Below are 16,606 nucleotides of genomic sequence, written 5' to 3'. Positions count from 1 at the left end.
GCCACCGATGAGCAAGCACACCTTCATCCTCAACGGGAAGCCGGTGTCCGTCGACGTCGACGACAACGTGCGGCTGCTGTGGGTCCTGCGCGACGTGCTCGGCGTCCGCGGCCCGAAGTACGGCTGCGGCATCAACGTGTGCAAGGCCTGCACGTCGCACTTCAACGGCAAGGCGTTCAACCCGTGCTCGGTGCGGGTGGCCGACATCAAGGCCACCGACGAGATCACCACGATCGAGGGCCTGGCGGACACGGTCAAGGCCGACCTGCACCCGATGCAGGAGGCCTGGCTGGAGAACGACGTCGCGCAGTGCGGCTACTGCCAGCCCGGCCAGATCATGGCGGCGGTCGCGAAGGTCAAGGAGGCCAAGGCGAAGGGCCGCGAGATCAACGACTCCGATCTGGACGAGATCCGCAACGTCTGCCGCTGCGGCACGTACTCCCGGATCCGCGAGGCGATCAAGGCCGGCGCCGCGAAGATGTGACCGGTTTCGCTTGCCCCGCAGCCAATCCCGGCTGCGGGGCAGGCTTTCCCGTCTGCACCAGTGTTCCGCCGCCGAGCAGCACGGCCACTCCGACCAGCTGCACGGGACCCAGTGCTTGGCCCAGCAACAGCCACGCGAGCAGTGCGGCGACCAAGGGTTCGGCCAGCGCCAGGACTCCGGCCAAGGCGACCGGCAAGCCGCCCAACGCGTGCAGCCCCGCCAGATACGGCAGCACCGTGCCGAAGACAGCCAGAATCAGCAGGGCCAGCCAGACCGGAATTGTCGCGGTGCCGAGCGACACCGGACTCGAGGCGATCGCGATAGTCGATAATGGACTTACCGCGATGGTCGCCACCGCACCGATCGCCAGCCCGGCCGCGGTCATCCCGAGCGGATCGTGCCGCTGCGCACCGCGCTCGCCGAGCAGGAAGTATCCGGCGGAACAGACCGCCGACGCCAATCCTGCCGCGACGCCCAGGAAGTCCAGCTTCGCCCCGCGCCCGAGCCCGGCGATCAGCACCAGCCCGGCGACCGCCAGCGCGATTCCCAGCCACACCGCCGCGGACAGCCGCGTTCGCCGGACGACGCGCACCCACAGCGCGACCAGCACCGGCGACAGGTTCACCAGCACCATCGCCACCGCGACCGGAATCCGGGACACCGCAACGAAAAAGAACAGCTGCACACCCGCGACGCCGAGCAGTCCGTAGCCGAGCGGCAGCCAGAGTTCAGCGCGCCGGAACCGCAACGCTCGCGGCCGCAGCAACGCGACGCCGGGCGCCAGCAGGACCGCGGCGAGGCCGATCCGCACCGCGGTGACCGCCGCCGGGGTCCAGCCCGCGTCCAGCACCGCCTTGGCGAGCGGACCCGAACTCGCGAACAGCACCCACGAGACCAGGCTCAGCCCGGTCGCCCGCGCGGTACTGCCCTGGTAGCCATCTCCGCATTCTGAGTCCCGGCCCAGTGCCGCGGCCACTGGTTTTCCGGATGCGACGCGGGTCACCAAGCGGGTTGTCACATCCGGCGGGCGGCCGGCATCTCATGGGCATCCGCTTCACCACACTGGAGGATCTGATGAGCGCACGGTTCGACCTGATGAACAACGACCTCGGCAAGTCGCTCGGCAAGCGGTTCGCCGGGCTGAGCATGCTGCTGCACAACTCGTCGCTGCCGAAGCCGACACAGGAACTGGTTTCGCTGCGGGCCAGCCAGATCAACGGCTGCGGCTTCTGCACCGACATGCACACGAAGGACGCCACCGCGGCCGGCGAGACCGCGGAGCGGCTGTACCTGGTGGCCGCCTGGCGCGAGGCGACCGTGTTCACCCCCGCCGAGCGGGCCGCGCTCGCGCTGACCGAGGAGGGCACCCGCATCGCGGACGGCGGCGGCGTATCCGACGAAACGTGGGCGCAGGCGCGCGAGCACTACGACGACGACCAGCTCGCCGTGCTGGTATGCCTGATCGGGCTGATCAACGCGGCCAACCGGATGAACGTCATCGTGCGCACTCCGGCCGGGCTGTACCAGCCGGGGCAGTTCGCGAACGTCAGCTGAGGGAAACACGGGCCGCCGCCGGGCAGCGGTGGAACCCGGCGGCGGCCCGTGCGCTTACTCGATGCGGGCGATCGGCGCGCCCTGCTTCACCACTTCGCCCTCCCCCACCAGAAACCGGACCACACCGCCGACCGGAGCGGGCACCTCCGCGTCGACCTTGTCCACCGCGACCTCCGCGATCAGCTCGCCCTCGCGGACAGTCGCGCCATCCGTCGCGAACCAGGTGGCGAGGACTCCCTCGCCGTCCGGGTCGTTTTCGGACAGGACCGGGAACGGAACGTCGGTCATGCGCCCACCAGGTTGAGGACGGCCTGACGGATCCGCGCCGGTGTCGGCAGCACCGCGTACTCCAGCGGACGCGCGTACGGGATCGGCACGTCCGGCACCGCTACGCGCGCCGCTGGGGCACGCAGCAGGGTCGGATCCCGCTCCACGACGCGGGCGATCACCTCGCCGGACAGGCCGAACGACAGGTAGTCCTCGTCCACGACGAGCAACCGGCCGGTTTTGCCGACCGAATCGAGGATCGTTTCGGTGTCCAACGGGACCAGGCTGCGCAGGTCCACGACCTCGCAGTCGACGCCCTGCCCGGCGAGTTCGTCGGCGACGTCCAGCGCGTGGTGCACCGACAGGGACAGCGTCACGACGGTGACGTCGCTGCCCGGGCGCACGACGTTCGCCTTGCCGATCGGGACCGTGTGGTCGCCTTCCGGGACCGGGCCGATCGACCGGCGGTTCTTCGCCATCCACGGCAATCCCATGACGCCCTTGTGGAACAGGTACACCACCGGGTTGTCGTCGCGGATCGCGGAGGTCATCAACCCCTTGGCGTCGGCGGGATTGCTCGGCACGACGACCTTCATCCCGGGCAGGTGCGCGAACGTCCCCCACAGGCATTGGGAATGCTGCGCGCCGTCGGAGTACCCGCCGCCGACCGCGGCGGTCAGCACCATCGGCACGGACACGTTCCCACCGGATTCGTAGTGGATTTTCGCCATGTGGTTGTAGATCTGGTCCATGCACACGCCGAAGAAGTCGACGAACATCAGCTCGACCACCGGCCGCATCCCCTCGACCGCCGCTCCGATCGCGGTGCCGATGAAGGCGGTCTCGGAGATCGGCGTGTCGAGCACGCGCCGCGGGCCGAACTGATCGAGCAATCCGGTGGTGGAGCTGAAGATGCCGCCGTAGGAACCGACGTCTTCGCCGAGCACGAACACCCGCTCGTCGCGTTCCATTTCCTGGGCGATGGCCTCCACCATGGCCTTCGCGGTGCTGAGTTTCCGCCCGGCGGGCGCGGAGGGTTCGGTGAGCGTCATTGCTGCTTCTCCTCGCTGTGTCGTCAGGCTCGCGCGAACACGAAATCGAGCGCGGTGGCGGGGTCCGGCTCAGGGCTTTCCTTGGCGAACGCGATCGCCGCTTCGACTCGTTCGCTGGCCGCCGCCCGGAACCCGGCGACCTTCGCGTCGTCGAGCTCGCCATCAGCGCGCAGCTGGTTCTCGTAGGTAGGCAACGGATCCCGCCCGGGCACACCGTCCAAATCAGACCGGTAACCCTGCGCGTCGCCCTCGAAGTGCCCCCACAGCCGCAGCGTGTGCACCTCGATCAGGCTGGGTCCTTCGCCGGCGCGAGCCCGCGCGACCGCCTGGCCTGCCGCCTCGTGGACGGCCTCGACCGAGTTGTCCTCGACGCGCACGCCCGGAATCCCGTATCCGGCGGCGCGGTCCGCGTTCGACGTGACGCACGTGGACGCGCTGCGCGGCACCGAGATGCCCCAGTCGTTGTCCTCCACCACGAAGACCACCGGCAGCTTCCACAACGCCGCGAGGTTGAGCGATTCGTGGAACGCGCCTTGGTTCGCCGCGCCCTCGCCGGTCACCGCGACCGCGATCCGGTCCGTCCCCCGGCGCTGGAACGCGAGCGCCTGCCCGAGCGCGGGCGGGTAGCCCTCGGCGATGATGCCGGAGCAGGAGAAGTGCACCGCCGGGTCGAACAGGTGCATATGCCCGCCGCGGCCACCGCCGAGTCCGGTGGTCCGGCCAAAGATCTCAGCGGTCATCCGCTGAAGGTCCACGCCGTGCGCGATGGCGAAATGGTGCGGCCGGTGCGTCGCGGTGACCGCGTCGTCGCCGGTGAGGTGCGCACAGACGCCCGCCGCCACCGGTTCCTGCCCGGCGGACAGGTGCATCTCGCCGGGGACGAGGCCGGCGCCGATGTCGAAGACGGGTTTCTTGTCGGCGTGGTACTCGCGGAGGATGGCCTCCTCGTAGGTGCGGATCAGGACCATCGTGCGGTACAGGTCCAGCCTGTCCTGCGCTTCCATGGGACCTCCCGTTCGTTCTGGAGGCCACTTTCGCCGCGCGCGGTCCGCCGGACAACGGGCTGGATTTCAGATGGTGATAACAGCCGGTTCAGTGCGTGACGGCCAGCGCGCGCGACACCCGTTGGGCAGCCCGGCGCAACGACTGCAACGGGGCGGAGCCCAGCCGTCGCGCGGGCAGGGAGATCGCGACCGCGCCCAGCGCGCCCGGCGTGCGGACGCTCGTCGCCAGGCACGCGGTGCCGAGCAGGTACTCCTCGCGATCGTTGAAAACGTCGCCGCTCTGCGACAGCCGCTGCTCCAGAACCCGGCTGTCGGTGATGGTGTGCGGCGTGAGGTCCGCCAGCTGATGCCGCGACAGATAGTCCCGGCGGCCCTCGCTGTCGAGGCCGGACAGGATGCACTTGCCGAACGCCGTCGCGTGCGCCGATTCGTGCACGCCGACCCACAGGTCGACCGACGGGGCGGCCGGGCCGTCGGCGATGTCGACGAGCTTGATGTCGCCGTCGGAGTAGAGCGAGAGGTAGGCCGCGCCGTGCACCTCGTCGCGAAGCGCGCGCAGCACCGGCCGGATCTTCGGCAGCAACGCGTGCAGCGACGTGTGCTGGCGCAGTTCGCTGACCTGGCTGCCGAGCGCGTAGCCGTCGTCGAGCTTGCACAGATATCCCTCGTGGACGAGGGTGCGCAGCAGGTGATACGTCGTGGGCAGCGGCAGCCCGACCGTGCGGGCGAGCACCTTGGCCGGCACCGGCCGCTCGCTCGCGCCGACCGCGTCGAGCAGATGCAGCGCACGCTGCACGGACCCGATCAAGGTCGGCTCAGCCGCCATCCCCGTCACCTCCGCCGCGTCCTTGCGGACTCCAGCATGCGCTACCGCTCTGACCTGGGCAAGAGCAGGTCCACCGGACGGATCACGGGGAACCCGGAAGGTTCGGCGCTCGCTTCGGCCCTGCTCACAGTGGTCGACGCACGGCCGCCGAAGAACTCGACGAACCCGCGCAACGGCCGGATCCAGTGGACCTCGGCCGGGCTTGGCAGGACCCAGCACGCGGTTCCGGGCCCAAGGCGGCCACATCGTCGCGGTAGTCCGAATTCGTCCAGAACGGCGGGAAGAATTGTCCCGGACCCGTTCGCGATTCGCACCGAAGAAATCGCCCGCGACGGGTGGATTCGGGCTGGAGGCGGTTTTCCAGGATTCCCAGCACGCCGAATGGGCGCTGCAGCTCGGGATCAACGCGGAAGTCCTTGCGCCGCAAGCGCGGCACGACCGCGCCGTCGCGATCGCCGTGGCATACGCCGGGCCTGCCTGAGCCCCCAACACCGGCACTGCCTGCACCTTCCGTAGTTGTGCGGATACCTACTCGCTGGTAAGTTACCCGCCAGTCGTGATCCACTTCATGGTTCAAAGGGGAGTCATGGTCCGGAAATCCGTCCGCGCGCTGATCGCCGCCGCCGCTCTCGCGATCACGTCCGCCGTCGCGCTGCCCGCCGCGGCCTCGGCCGATTCCTTCTACAGTTACGACGGCAGCACCCCGCTCTCGTCGTACGCTCCGGGCACCGTATTGAAGACGCGGACGTTGACGTATCACGTCTTCGGCTTCCCGACTCCAGTCCAGGCCACCCAGGTGCTCTACCGGACCTCCGACGCACAGGGCAATCCCACCGCGAACGTCACCTCGGTCGTCCGCAATCCCGCCGGCGGCAACGGAAAAGCCGTGTCGTACCAATCCGCGTACGACTCGCTCGACCCCGCGGACGCGCCGTCTCGCGCGATCGCGGGCGACGTCCGGCTCGGCGGCGTGCTGCCGAACGCCGAGTCGCTGCTGATCGCGCCGGCACTCGCGCTCGGGTACAGCGTCGTCATCCCGGACACCGAGGGCCCGGCCGCCGATTTCGCCGCCGGTCCGGAATACGGCAAAACGACTTTGGACTCCCTCCGCGCCGCCATGCACGCGTCCGGCACCGGGATGACCGAATCCACCAAATTCGGCCTCCTCGGCTATTCCGGCGGCGCGATCGCGACCGGCTGGGCCTCGGCGATCGCCGCGAGCTACGCGCCCGAAGTCGAGAAGAACCTCGTCGGTTTCGCCGAGGGCGGGGTGCTTGTCGACCCCGCGCACAACCTCAAGTACGTCGGCGGCAGCCCGGTCTGGTCCGGCGTGATCCCGATGGCGCTGATCGGCGTCTCCCGCGGCTACGGCATCGACCTCAAGCCGTACGCCAGCGAGTACGGCCTCAAGGTGCTCGCCGAACTCGAGCACGCGTCGATCGCACAGGCGCTCGGCCACTACCCCGGGCTGACCTGGCAGAAGCTGGTCAAGCCGGAGTACGCGAACCCGGATTCGGTGCCGCCGTTCGTCGACGCGGTCAACAAGGTGAACATCGGTTCGGCCGCGACGCCGTCGATCCCCGGGTTCATCGCGCAGGCCAACAACGGCGCGCTCGAAGGCACCGTGAGCAACGAGCCGGGCATCGGCACCGGCGACGGCGTGATGGTGGCCGGGGACGTCCGCGCGCTCGCGAAGCAGTACTGCGCGGACGGAAACACCTCGATCACGTACACGCAGTACGACGCGCTCAGCCACGCCACCGCGCTCCCGGCGTGGGCCCCGGCCGCGATCGCCTGGCTCGGCGACCGGTTCGCGGGCAAAGCCGCTCCGTCCAGCTGCGGGCAGATCGCGCCGGGGAACTCGCTGGCACCGGAGCAGCACACCGGCTCCTGACCGGATCCTCGGGAGTGCTCCACTACCGCACGCACGTTGAGATACCACGAAGAAAGCCCCTGCCCGCCTGGCAAGCGGACAGGGGCTTTCCTTTACCGGCTAACGAATCAGCCGTCCGATTCGGCCGACGGAATGAACGCCCCCGGCACCTGGTCCGGAGCGAAGATCTTGTCCTCGCCCGGATACGGCTGGGTCCATCCGTGCACCTGGTACCACGTGAAGTGGTCCATCTGCGCGGGGTTGGCGTAGTCCGCCGTGGCGTTCGGGCCGGTCAGCTTCTGCTGCGACTGCCACTGCTGCCACTGCTGCACCAGCTGCTGCTTGTCCGCGGGCACCGCCGCCGACGCCGCCGCGGTGGACGCCGTCGGGACGTTGTCCGGGCCGCACGACGGCTGGGTCTTGAGCCCCGCGGTCAGCGACGTCTGGTTCGGCACCGCGGTGAACGGCGTGGTGTCCGGCTGCGGCGTGAACGCGGTCGCCATCGGGGTGGCCGCGCTGTCCTTCTGGTTCATCGGGTGGATCCCGAGGATCTGCTCGATGGTGCGGATCATGGTGATCTGCGAGTAGTACCGGCTGTCGGTCTTGCCGTGCTGAGCGTACGGGCTGATGATCTGGATCGGGGCCCGGTGCCCGTCGACGTGGTCCAGCCCGGCCTGGGAGTCGTCCTCGACCACGAAGATCGCCGAGTCCTTCCAGTACTGGCTGTGCGAGATCTTGTCGACGATCTTGCCGACGGCGAGGTCGTTGTCAGCGACCTGCGCGGCCGGGCTCGGCGGCCCGCCGGTGTGGTCGCTCGACAGCCAGAACATGTTCAGGTTCGCCGGGCCGTTCTTCTCGAAGTCGTTCTTCCAGATCTCGTACCGGTACTGGTCCGGCACGTCGGTGTCGAACTTCGGGAAGCCCGGCACCGAGACGCTGTTCAGCGACGGGATCGGCGACGACGAGACCAGCGGGTACGCGGTCGGCTCGCCGGTCGCGGCCATGTTCTTCGAGTCGCAGTACAGGTTCTGCCAGGTCGCGCCCGCGGGCTTGGTCAGGAACTGCTGGAACTCGCCGAAGTCGCGGACGGTCTTGCCCGCCGCCTGCGCCCCGGTCCACAGGAAGCCGCTGCGCTGGTGGCCCAGCGCGTCGTCCTCGGTGTCGTAGCTGCGCTTGTACTCGCCCGCGGACGACTCGGTGTACTCCGGGTTGTCCGCCTGCATCAGCCAGTTGTGGCCCTCGGCCGAGTTCGTGCCGATGTCGTAGGTGTTGTCGTACAGCCCGAACTGGCTGGCCAGCGCGTGCTGGTTCGGCGTGACGGCCTGGCCGAACTGCGCGAGCGCCGGGTTGCCGTTGCCCTTCGCCATGTCGCCGAAGACCTGGTCGTACGTCCGGTTTTCCTTGACCAGCAAGAAAACGTGCTTGATCGTGGACGGATCGCCGAGACGCTGCGGCACCGGAACCGGCTTGACGTTGCGGTTGTCGTTCGCCTTCTGCACCGAACCCGGCGTCCAGCCGTTCTGCTTGAACACCTGAGAGGTCTGCGCCCAGGTCTGCTGGTCGCTCGGCAGCGTGAACCGCTGCAGGCTCGACGTGGTGTCGTGCGTGGCGTGCCCGGCGGCGGTGGTCGGGCGGCGGGCGTCGATGCCGCGGGTGTTCGCGACCAGGATGTTGTTGCCCGACGCTGAGATGCCGGACGGGAAGTAGTCCGTCGGCAGCAGCCCGATGAAGGCGGCCGGGGCCTGCGGGGCCCAGTAGCGGTAGACCGCGACCGCGTTCGCCCGGCCGAGGGTCACCAGCAGGTGGCCGTCGTCGGTGAGCGCGATGTCGGTCGGCTCGTACCCGACCGTCGCTTCCGGCCACGGCTGCGTCGCGATGGTCTGCACCACGGTGTCGCGCTGGGTGTCGATCACCGAAACGCTGTCGCCGCCGGTGTTCGCCACGAACAGGGTGTTGTTCTTGGCGCGCAACGCGGTCGGGTGCAGGCCGACGTCGATGCTCTTGACCGGAGCGGCCGGGTTCGCCAGGTCGATCACGCTGACCGTGCCGGTGGTGGCGGCCCCGGTCTTCGGGTCGGCGACGACGTCGGTGCCGTACGAGTTCAGCGTGCTGTCGCCCGGCTTCGCCGCGCGGCCGCCCTCGTTGCTGACGTAGATCCGGTTGCCGATCTGGACGAGTGCGCGCGGCGCGTTGCCGACGGTCCAGCTCTGCTTGATCTGGCCGCTGGCCGCGTCGATCGCGACGACGCGGTTCTGGCCGTTCACCGCGGAGTACACAGTGGACCCGTCCGCGGAGAAGATCGCGCCCGCGGCAAGGGAATGCTTCGCGCCGTCGGCCGGGATCGGCACGAAGGTGGGGTTGGCGACCGTGCCGTCCGGGTTGACGGTGAACTTGCGGTAGCCGTCGATCTGGCCCAGCCACAGCGTCTTGCCGTCGGGCGAGTACGACGGGCCTTCCTGGCCGACGTCATTGCCCGGCAGCTGCAGGTCGGCCTTCTTGTCCTTGCCGACGAGCTGCTGCACCTTCCAGCTCTTGAGGTCGACGATGGTCAGCGCGATGCCGCCGTCGGTGGTCAGCGCGGCGAGGTGGCTGCCGTCGGGGCTGACCGTCGAGGACATGATCTTGCCGTTCGGCACCACTAGCCGCTCGCCGATCGGCTTGAGGTACTGGTCGCTCGAGATGGTCAGGCCCTTGTCGGTTTCCTGGCCGACCTGGTCGGTGCCGAACTGCTTGGTGGAGGCGAGGCCGATGCCCGAGCCCGTGGCGACGAGAGCGACCGCGGTCGCGCCCGCCGTGACGAAGCGCAGCTTGCGGGATCTGCGGAAATCCTTTTTCCCGCCACGCCTGCGACGGCGCGTTACTTGCATGTCCTCATCCCTTCGTGGAGGAGAGCAGCTCGACGTTGCCGTCGAACTGCCACAGCGGGTTGGGCCGGTCCCCTTCCGGGGTCCGCACCTGGAAGTAGCCGTTCACTTCCTTCGGTCCGTCGCCGTCGGCGACAAACCGCCCGTCCGAGGTGACATCGAGCTGGTAGATCGCCTGCCCGGTCGCGGAGATCCCGGGGAGATGCCAGGAGACGACGCAACGCCAGTCGTTGCCGGGGCCTTCGGCCTCCACGAGGCCGCCGCCCTTGGTGCATTCCGTGCTCGCGGCGAGCTGCTCCTCCGTGACGTCCGGACGGTGCAGCTGCGCGGTCTGGATCCGGTAGAGGTGCGCGAACTCGGTGGAGAGCGACTGCTGCATCTTCGCCTGGTCGATGCCCGAACCCGACGCCGGCGCGGCGACCGCGACGACCGCCACTGTGACGCCGATCAGCCCGGCCAGCGGCAGCAAACCCGCGGTCAGCACGCGACGACCGGCGCCGTCGTAGATCAGGTCGGTGAAGTCGCGCCTCAGGAACAGCACGTAAGCCAGTGCGGTGGCGACCACTGCCCAGACCAGGCTCACCCCGACGCCGACCAGCAGCGGACCGAGCTGGACCGGGTCGCTGAAAAGGCCGTTCCACGAGATGAACGCGTACGTCGGCAGCGCGAGCCGCACGACGACCGGCAGCGGCAGCAGCTGCGCGACCGTCATCACGAGCGCGACGACCGCGGGCAGCAGCAAGCCCATCGGCGACCGTCCTAACGCGACAGAGCCGAGCAGGCCGACCCCCGCCAGGGCAAGGGTCGGGGCGAGCACGCAGAGCCAGGCGAGCATGACCTTCAGCGCGGCGTCGCCCGAGGACAGGAGGTGTCCGTCGAGTCCGATCAGCGGCTGTCCGCCGACCGCGATGAGACCGCCGACGGTGCTGGACACCGCCAGTCCGAGGACCAGCAACAGGATCACGGTGAGGCTGGCGAGCGCCTTCGAGGCGAAAATCCGCCGGTATGACCGCATCGCCACCAGCAGGTGCCGCCAGGTGCCGAGCCGGTCCTCCGCCGCGAAGACGTCCCCGGCGACCAGCGAGGTCAGCAGCGGAAGCGCGTAGCTGCCGGCGAACCCGAGCAGCACGAGGGGTCCGGCCCAGCCGGTGATGTTCATCAGGCGGCCGAACAGGGTGTCCACCGGCAGGTCGCTCTGCTGGCTGACCGCGGCGACGAACACCGCCGGCGCGAGCCAGCAGGCGAGCAGCAGCACGCGGATCCGCCACTGCGACACCAGCTTCACCAGTTCGAACCGGTAGCCGCGGCCCAGTCCGACCGGGCGGACGGAGGCCGGTGCGTCCCGTTCCTCGACGGCGGTCATCGCTTGTCCCCCTGTTCCGTCAGCTCCAGGAACGCCGCTTCGAGCGGCGAGACGACCGGAGCGAGTTCCCGTACGCCGATGCCCTTGCCGACAACGCGTGCGACCAGGTCGTCCAGCGCGGGCACCAGGCCGCTCACCACCAGGACGTCGGCCCGCCCGCGCGGGGTCTGGGTGTCGTCGATCCGCAGCCCCGGGACGTTCTCGGCGATCTCGCGGGTTGCTTTCTGATCCGAGGTGACCAGGCGATACGCCAGCTCGCGGTCCCCGGAAGACAGTTTCGCCAGCGGTCCGGTGAAGACGACGCGCCCGGCGGACAGGATGGTGACCTCCGAGCAGAGCGCTTCGAGATCGTCCATCCGGTGGCTCGACAGCACCACCGCGGCACCCTCGTCGGCGAGCCGGGTGAGCACGCTGTGCACGTGTTTCTTGCCCGCCGGGTCGAGACCGTTGGCGGGCTCGTCGAGGACCAGCAGCCGCGGCTTGGTCAGCAGCGCGGCGGCGAGGCCGAGGCGCTGGCGCATGCCGAGCGAGAACCCGCGTGCCCGGTCGTCGGCGACGTCGCTGAGCCCGACCTGCGCGAGGAGGTCGTCGACGTCGACGGTCTGGCCGCGCAGCGAGGCCAGCGCGGCGAGGTTCTGCCGCGCGGTGAGCGACGGGTAGAGGCCCGGCCCGTCCACGAACCCGGAGATGCCGTCCGGGGCGGCGAGCGCCCGGCCGATCGGGCGGCCGAGGATCTCGAGGTCGCCCTCGTCCGCGACCGCGAGTCCGAGCAGCAGGCCGAGCAGGGTCGTTTTGCCCGCGCCGTTCGGGCCGACGAGCCCGTGGATCTCGCCGTACGCCACGTCGAGATCCACGCCGTCGAGCGCGACCACGTCGCCGAAACACTTGGTGATCGCGCGAGCCCGCACCGCGTCGCTGGTGTTCATGAATCCCCACTTTCCAAGCCGTCAGGAACTTAGGCACGACAAGTGACATGCGAACCAGCGCCAGGTTGAACGTTGGGGAAACCCCGTGCGCCATAGCTGGCCCTTCTCGAGATAACCGGACAAAAGAGGATCAATCGGGCGGCGATAAAGTGTCCGAGATCTCTCGGACCAGCACATAGGACCGTTTCCGCTCGGCATGGTCGTGGACCGGAGTGGTGATCATCAGCTCGTCCGCGCCGGTTTCGGCGATGACTGTGCGCAACGAATTCCGCAGTGCCGCCGGGGCTCCGGCGAGAACCGGGCCGGGACCGGCCGCCGGGTCGACGACCGCGTCTTCCGGGCGCGGCAACAAGATCCGCTTGCCGCGCGAACGGCTCAACGCCTTAGCCCGAATGGACCTGGCGAGCCATTCGGCCCGCTCCTCGGTCACGGCCGCGACCACCGCGACGCTGACCACAATGGACGGTTCGCGTGTCCGGCCGGGACGAAAGGACTCGCGGTAGATCCGGGTCGCGGCGGCGGCTTCGGCGGGGCGGAGGTGATGGGCGAACGCGTACGGCAGGCCCAGTTCGGCGGCGAGGCAGGCGCTGGCCGTGCTGGAGCCGAGGAGCCAGACGTCCGGCACGTTCCCTCGTGCGGGAGTTGCGCGCAGCGGCTGGTCGGTGTCGGCGAAGTACTCCAGCAACTCCTTGACGCGACCGGGAAAGCTTTCCGCCGGACCCGTGTTCAGCGCCGCGGCCACACGTTGCGGACCGCCGAGCGCGCGGCCGAGTCCGAGGTCGATGCGGCCCGGATGGAACGCGGCGAGCGTGCCGAACTGTTCGGCGACGACGAGCGGCGGGTGATTGAGCAGCAGGACGCCGCCCGCGCCGACGCGGATCCTCTTCGTCGCATCCGCCACACGGGCGACTGACACGGCAGGCGCGGCGCTCGCGACACCACGCATGCTGTGGTGTTCGGGCAACCAGTAGCGGTGATATCCCAACTCGTCCGCCAGTTCGGCGAGGTCGACAGTGCGCTGCAACGCCTCGCGCGCGGTCGATCCCGCGACGATCGGCGATGTGTCCAGCACTGAAACCCGCACCCGGGCATCATCCCGGACCCGGTGCGGCAGGACAACCGGACCGTCCACGGTCTCAAGTGGACGGTCCAGTCGCGTATTACGACGTCTCCCGCACCGGCGCTGGCGTGGCCTCCTCCTCCACCGCGTCACTCAGCTGCCAGCCGCCCCGGCGACGCAGCACCACGAGGTAGTACCCCAAGGCCAGCAACGCGATCACTGCGGTGACGATGAGGCTCGGCCGTCCGATCACCGGATCGGTCGCGTTCACATACAGCACGAACGCCAGCGCGACCAATGCCACCACCGGCGCGATCGGGAACCCGGGCATCCGGTACTTCGCCCCCGCCGTCGCTCCGGAGCGCCGGCCCAGGATGGCACCGAGGCACAGCGCCGCGTACACCACGACGATCGACGTGCTCGTCACGACTGTCAGGATCTGCGGGTCCACAAAGCACAGTGCGGCAGCGAGGAAGCCGGTCGCCAGCGTCGCGACCCAGGGGGTGCCGAACTTCGGGTGCACCGCGGAAAGCGCCCGGTTCATCGCCTTCGGCCACGCGCGGTCCCGTCCGCTGCTGAACACCAGCCGGGAACTGATCAGCACGATCGCGAGGACCGCGTTGATGATGGCGAGCGCGACCGCGAGGCTCAGCACGGTGTCGAGCGTGCTGCCGCCGCGGGCCTGCACGAAGTACGACAACATGTTGGGAGAACTGAACAAAGTGCCGAGGTCCGGCGCGCCCATCAGCACCGCGGTGACCGGGACCAGCTCAGCCAGAACGGTGACCCCGAGTCCCATGAGGACAGCGCGCGCCACCCCGCGCCCGGCGTCCTTGGTCTCTTCTCCAAAGTAGACAGCCGAGCCGTAGCCGTTGTAGGCGAAGATCGCGATCGCGGTAGCGATCATCACCGCGCTGATCGTCGCCGGACCGCCGCCCGGGGCGACCGGATGCGCGAGCAGGTCGGTGAACGGCCGCGCCGGGCCGGCCAGCCCGAGCACCGCGACCACGATCAGCGCCAGCAGCTCCACCGCGAGGAAAATGCCGGTGACCCAGGCGTTCAGCTTGATGTCGAACACCGCGACGATCGCGGCGAGGACGCACGTCACCGACGCCACGACCGCCGGGGACACGCCGGGCAGCACCACGCTCAGATAGGTGCCGACGCCGAGCGCGATCACCGCGACGATCAGCACCTGCGTCACGATCATGATGCCCAGCACCATGAATCCGGGCAGTTTGCCCAGCGTGCGGGCGGCGATCGTGTACTCGCCGCCCGCGCTCGGGAAGGCCGAGCCCAGTTCGGCGTACACGAAGGCCATGAAAACACCGACGACCGCGGCGGCGAGGAAGGCGTAGAAGGCGCCCGATCCGGCGCCGGTGAGGACGCCCGGCGCGATGACGAACACCGAGGACGCCGGGCTGATCGCGGAAAGCGTGATCAGCAGCATGCCGAGGGTGCGCAACCCGCGGCGCAAGACGGGGGTGGACAACGCTGGCCTCCATCACGTCGTTACGTTCTTTGAATGGAACTCAAATAACCAGCCGGGCGTTCAGCTAAGGCCCTCAAGCCCGCTGCGTCAAGGGTCCAGCGCGATCGGACACCGCCCCGGGGTTGCGTTTTTCGCGATTTGTTCAAAGAATCAAGGCATGGCAAGACCGAGCAAGGCCCCCGAGCGGCGGGCGGAACTGGTGGCCGCGGCGCGGCACACGGTCGTCGAACGCGGCGTGCTGAACCTGAAGCTGCGCGACGTCGCGGACCACGCCGGCATGTCGCCGGGTTCCCTGCTGTACTACTACCCCTCCCTGAGCGACCTGCTCGAAGACGTGCAGCAGGAAGCCGTCGAACGCTTCTGTGTAGCGCGCGAAGCCGCCGTCGCGGCCGAGTCCGACCCGCGCGCCCGGATGCGCGCGATGATCGGCAGCGGCCTGCCGAACGGCAAGAACGACGAACTGTGCGTGCTGCTGTACGAACTGGGCACCATCGCCCGCCGCGAACCGGCGTACGCCGCGCGGCACATCGCGCTGTACGAACGCCAGGTCCGCGGCTACGTCGGCATCCTGGAAGCCGGTGCCGCGACGGGGGTTTTCGACCTGACCGACGACCCGGTCACCATCGCCCGCAACCTCGTCACCCTCGAAGACGGGTACGGACTGCACCTGACTCAAGCGGTGCCGCCGCTCGACCGATCCGCCGCCGAGGCGATGGTGCTGTCCTACGCCCGCGTTTCGACCCGCTGCTCGCTGGAGGTCCCCGCATGACCCGCGCCCGCGACCTAGGCCTCGCCCTCGGCGGCAAGCCCGGCCCGCACAACGCGATCACTGACATCCCAGGCGTCGAGGTCGGATACACCACGTTGATCGAAGGTTCGTCGGTGCGGACCGGCGTCACCGCGATCCTCCCGCGCGGCCGTTCCCACTTCGACGTGCCTTGCTCCGCGGGCACCTTTTCCTTGAACGGCAACGGAGAAATGACCGGCCGCGCCTGGCTCGCCGAGACCGGGTCGCTGACCCTGCCGGTTCTGATCACCAGCACCCACTCGGTCGGGCCATGTCATCGAGGCATCATCGACTGGGTGGTCCGCGAACGCCCGGACGCCGCGGCGGAATGGCTGCTCCCGGTGGTGGCGGAGACGTGGGACGGGTACCTCAACGACGTCAACGCGCCGACGATCCGGACCGAACACGCCGTCGCCGCCATCGACGCGGCAGCGTCCGGCCCCATCGCCGAAGGTTCGGTGGGCGGCGGAACGGGCATGACCTGCTACGGCTTCAAGGGCGGTACTGGCACTTCGTCACGGATTGTTGCCCATGGGTCGGACAGCTACACCGTGGGCGCCCTGGTGCAGGCGAACTTCGGGAGCCGCCCGGAACTCACCGTGGCCGGGTCACCTGTGGGCGTTGCGTTGGCCAACGACAACCCCATGGCCGACACCAGCTGGCTGGCCCCCGCTGGCGCGGGGTCGGTGATCGTCGTGATCGGCACTGATGCGCCCCTGCTGCCGGGGCAATGCACCGCTCTAGCCCGCCGGGTACCGCTGGGGCTGGCCCGGACCGGGACCACCGGGTCGCACTTCTCGGGTGACCTGTTCCTGGCCTTCAGCACGGCGAACGCGGGAGCGTTGACCAGCCATTTCCCCCGGCCGGACGAGGAGCCGTACGAGAGCATGCGGTTCGTCCCGTGGGGCGCGATCGACCCGTTCTTCGAGGCGGTGGTGCAGGCGGTCGAGGAGGCGGTGCTGAATGCGTTGGTGGCCAATGAGGAGATGGTCGGCCATCGGGGGCATCGCGTTCCGGCGCTGCCGTTGAGCCGCTGGCAGGAGGAGGCGTAGAG

General features: G+C 69.3%; 16 protein-coding genes. 6 read left to right on the top strand and 10 right to left on the bottom strand.

What is annotated here, in order from left to right:
* Nucleotides 1-7 precede the first annotated feature (7 nt).
* Nucleotides 8-484, top strand: coding sequence for a (2Fe-2S)-binding protein (locus tag H5411_RS24405; protein WP_101438353.1), 477 nt, complete (start codon nt 8-10; stop codon nt 482-484).
* Here H5411_RS24405 and H5411_RS24400 read toward each other — a convergent pair.
* Nucleotides 459-1,487 carry an EamA family transporter gene (locus H5411_RS24400; protein WP_312878594.1) on the bottom strand — a complete coding sequence of 343 codons (1,029 nt, stop codon included), beginning with the start codon at nt 1,485-1,487 and terminating at the stop codon, nt 459-461. The genes H5411_RS24405 and H5411_RS24400 overlap by 26 nt on opposite strands.
* Before the next feature lie 71 nt (nt 1,488-1,558).
* Here H5411_RS24400 and H5411_RS24395 point away from each other — a divergent pair, with 71 nt between their 5' ends.
* Nucleotides 1,559-2,038 (top strand): carboxymuconolactone decarboxylase family protein, encoded by a 480-nt coding sequence (locus H5411_RS24395; RefSeq protein ID WP_101441146.1) that lies wholly within the window; start codon nt 1,559-1,561, stop codon nt 2,036-2,038.
* Between the two features lie 54 nt (nt 2,039-2,092).
* Here H5411_RS24395 and H5411_RS24390 read toward each other — a convergent pair whose 3' ends face one another.
* From H5411_RS24390 to H5411_RS24375, 4 genes are all read right to left on the bottom strand, one after another.
* Nucleotides 2,093-2,326 carry a biotin/lipoyl-containing protein gene (locus H5411_RS24390; protein WP_101438352.1) on the bottom strand — a complete coding sequence of 78 codons (234 nt, stop codon included), beginning with the start codon at nt 2,324-2,326 and terminating at the stop codon, nt 2,093-2,095.
* Nucleotides 2,323-3,357: an alpha-ketoacid dehydrogenase subunit beta gene (locus H5411_RS24385; RefSeq protein ID WP_183125118.1), complete on the bottom strand. Its 1,035-nt coding sequence runs from the start codon at nt 3,355-3,357 to the stop codon at nt 2,323-2,325. The genes H5411_RS24390 and H5411_RS24385 overlap by 4 nt, the downstream gene beginning before the upstream one ends.
* A 23-nt stretch (nt 3,358-3,380) precedes the next feature.
* Nucleotides 3,381-4,361, bottom strand: coding sequence for a thiamine pyrophosphate-dependent dehydrogenase E1 component subunit alpha (locus H5411_RS24380; RefSeq protein WP_101438350.1), 981 nt, complete (start codon nt 4,359-4,361; stop codon nt 3,381-3,383).
* A gap of 88 nt (nt 4,362-4,449) precedes the next feature.
* On the bottom strand, nt 4,450-5,187 hold the full coding sequence (locus H5411_RS24375; RefSeq protein WP_183125117.1) for an IclR family transcriptional regulator: 738 nt from the start codon (nt 5,185-5,187) through the stop codon (nt 4,450-4,452).
* Between the two features lie 286 nt (nt 5,188-5,473).
* On the opposite strand from H5411_RS24375, the gene H5411_RS24370 reads away from it, so the two are divergent.
* On the top strand, nt 5,474-5,668 hold the full coding sequence (locus H5411_RS24370) for a hypothetical protein (RefSeq protein WP_183125116.1): 195 nt from the start codon (nt 5,474-5,476) through the stop codon (nt 5,666-5,668).
* 105 nt (nt 5,669-5,773) lie between these two features.
* Nucleotides 5,774-7,081: a lipase family protein gene (locus H5411_RS24365; protein ID WP_183125115.1), complete on the top strand. Its 1,308-nt coding sequence runs from the start codon at nt 5,774-5,776 to the stop codon at nt 7,079-7,081.
* A gap of 107 nt (nt 7,082-7,188) precedes the next feature.
* Here H5411_RS24365 and H5411_RS24360 read toward each other — a convergent pair whose 3' ends face one another.
* The 5 genes from H5411_RS24360 to H5411_RS24340 all read right to left on the bottom strand — a co-directional run bounded on the left by H5411_RS24360 (nt 7,189) and on the right by H5411_RS24340 (nt 14,765).
* On the bottom strand, nt 7,189-9,927 hold the full coding sequence (locus tag H5411_RS24360; RefSeq protein ID WP_183125114.1) for a bifunctional YncE family protein/alkaline phosphatase family protein: 2,739 nt from the start codon (nt 9,925-9,927) through the stop codon (nt 7,189-7,191).
* A 4-nt stretch (nt 9,928-9,931) separates the two neighbouring features.
* Nucleotides 9,932-11,287, bottom strand: a complete 1,356-nt coding sequence (locus tag H5411_RS24355) for an ABC transporter permease (RefSeq protein ID WP_183125113.1) — start codon at nt 11,285-11,287, stop codon at nt 9,932-9,934.
* Complete coding sequence (locus H5411_RS24350; protein ID WP_183125112.1) at nt 11,284-12,213, bottom strand: ABC transporter ATP-binding protein; 930 nt, start codon at nt 12,211-12,213, stop codon at nt 11,284-11,286. The genes H5411_RS24355 and H5411_RS24350 overlap by 4 nt, the downstream gene beginning before the upstream one ends.
* A 130-nt stretch (nt 12,214-12,343) precedes the next feature.
* Nucleotides 12,344-13,345: an MsnO8 family LLM class oxidoreductase gene (locus tag H5411_RS24345; protein ID WP_183125111.1), complete on the bottom strand. Its 1,002-nt coding sequence runs from the start codon at nt 13,343-13,345 to the stop codon at nt 12,344-12,346.
* A 28-nt stretch (nt 13,346-13,373) separates the two neighbouring features.
* Nucleotides 13,374-14,765, bottom strand: coding sequence for an APC family permease (locus H5411_RS24340; RefSeq protein ID WP_183125110.1), 1,392 nt, complete (start codon nt 14,763-14,765; stop codon nt 13,374-13,376).
* A gap of 157 nt (nt 14,766-14,922) precedes the next feature.
* Here H5411_RS24340 and H5411_RS24335 point away from each other — a divergent pair, with 157 nt between their 5' ends.
* Together H5411_RS24335 and H5411_RS24330 are read left to right on the top strand one after the other, a co-directional pair.
* The gene (locus tag H5411_RS24335; RefSeq protein WP_101438342.1) at nt 14,923-15,534 is read left to right on the top strand and encodes a TetR/AcrR family transcriptional regulator; all 612 of its coding nucleotides are present in this window, start codon (nt 14,923-14,925) and stop codon (nt 15,532-15,534) included.
* Nucleotides 15,531-16,604, top strand: coding sequence for a DmpA family aminopeptidase (locus H5411_RS24330; protein ID WP_183125109.1), 1,074 nt, complete (start codon nt 15,531-15,533; stop codon nt 16,602-16,604). Before H5411_RS24335 ends, H5411_RS24330 begins: the two co-directional genes overlap by 4 nt.
* Nucleotides 16,605-16,606: the final 2 nt, after the last annotated feature.

It is taken from the genome of Amycolatopsis echigonensis (assembly GCF_014174495.1).
GTDB classification, from domain to species: Bacteria; Actinomycetota; Actinomycetes; order Mycobacteriales; family Pseudonocardiaceae; genus Amycolatopsis; species Amycolatopsis echigonensis.
This window is presented reverse-complemented; position numbering and strand designations above follow the sequence as displayed.

What these genes read in the sequence shown, in the direction of transcription:
- H5411_RS24405 (WP_101438353.1), top strand. Translation starts at nt 8, where the DNA reads ATGAGCAAGCACACCTTCATCCTCAACGGGAAGCCGGTGTCCGTCGAC.
- H5411_RS24395 (WP_101441146.1), top strand. Translation starts at nt 1,559, where the DNA reads ATGAGCGCACGGTTCGACCTGATGAACAACGACCTCGGCAAGTCGCTC.
- H5411_RS24390 (WP_101438352.1), bottom strand. Translation starts at nt 2,326, where the DNA reads ATGACCGACGTTCCGTTCCCGGTCCTGTCCGAAAACGACCCGGACGGC.
- H5411_RS24385 (WP_183125118.1), bottom strand. Translation starts at nt 3,357, where the DNA reads ATGACGCTCACCGAACCCTCCGCGCCCGCCGGGCGGAAACTCAGCACC.
- H5411_RS24380 (WP_101438350.1), bottom strand. Translation starts at nt 4,361, where the DNA reads ATGGAAGCGCAGGACAGGCTGGACCTGTACCGCACGATGGTCCTGATC.
- H5411_RS24375 (WP_183125117.1), bottom strand. Translation starts at nt 5,187, where the DNA reads ATGGCGGCTGAGCCGACCTTGATCGGGTCCGTGCAGCGTGCGCTGCAT.
- H5411_RS24365 (WP_183125115.1), top strand. Translation starts at nt 5,774, where the DNA reads ATGGTCCGGAAATCCGTCCGCGCGCTGATCGCCGCCGCCGCTCTCGCG.
- H5411_RS24360 (WP_183125114.1), bottom strand. Translation starts at nt 9,927, where the DNA reads ATGCAAGTAACGCGCCGTCGCAGGCGTGGCGGGAAAAAGGATTTCCGC.
- H5411_RS24355 (WP_183125113.1), bottom strand. Translation starts at nt 11,287, where the DNA reads ATGACCGCCGTCGAGGAACGGGACGCACCGGCCTCCGTCCGCCCGGTC.
- H5411_RS24350 (WP_183125112.1), bottom strand. Translation starts at nt 12,213, where the DNA reads ATGAACACCAGCGACGCGGTGCGGGCTCGCGCGATCACCAAGTGTTTC.
- H5411_RS24335 (WP_101438342.1), top strand. Translation starts at nt 14,923, where the DNA reads ATGGCAAGACCGAGCAAGGCCCCCGAGCGGCGGGCGGAACTGGTGGCC.
- H5411_RS24330 (WP_183125109.1), top strand. Translation starts at nt 15,531, where the DNA reads ATGACCCGCGCCCGCGACCTAGGCCTCGCCCTCGGCGGCAAGCCCGGC.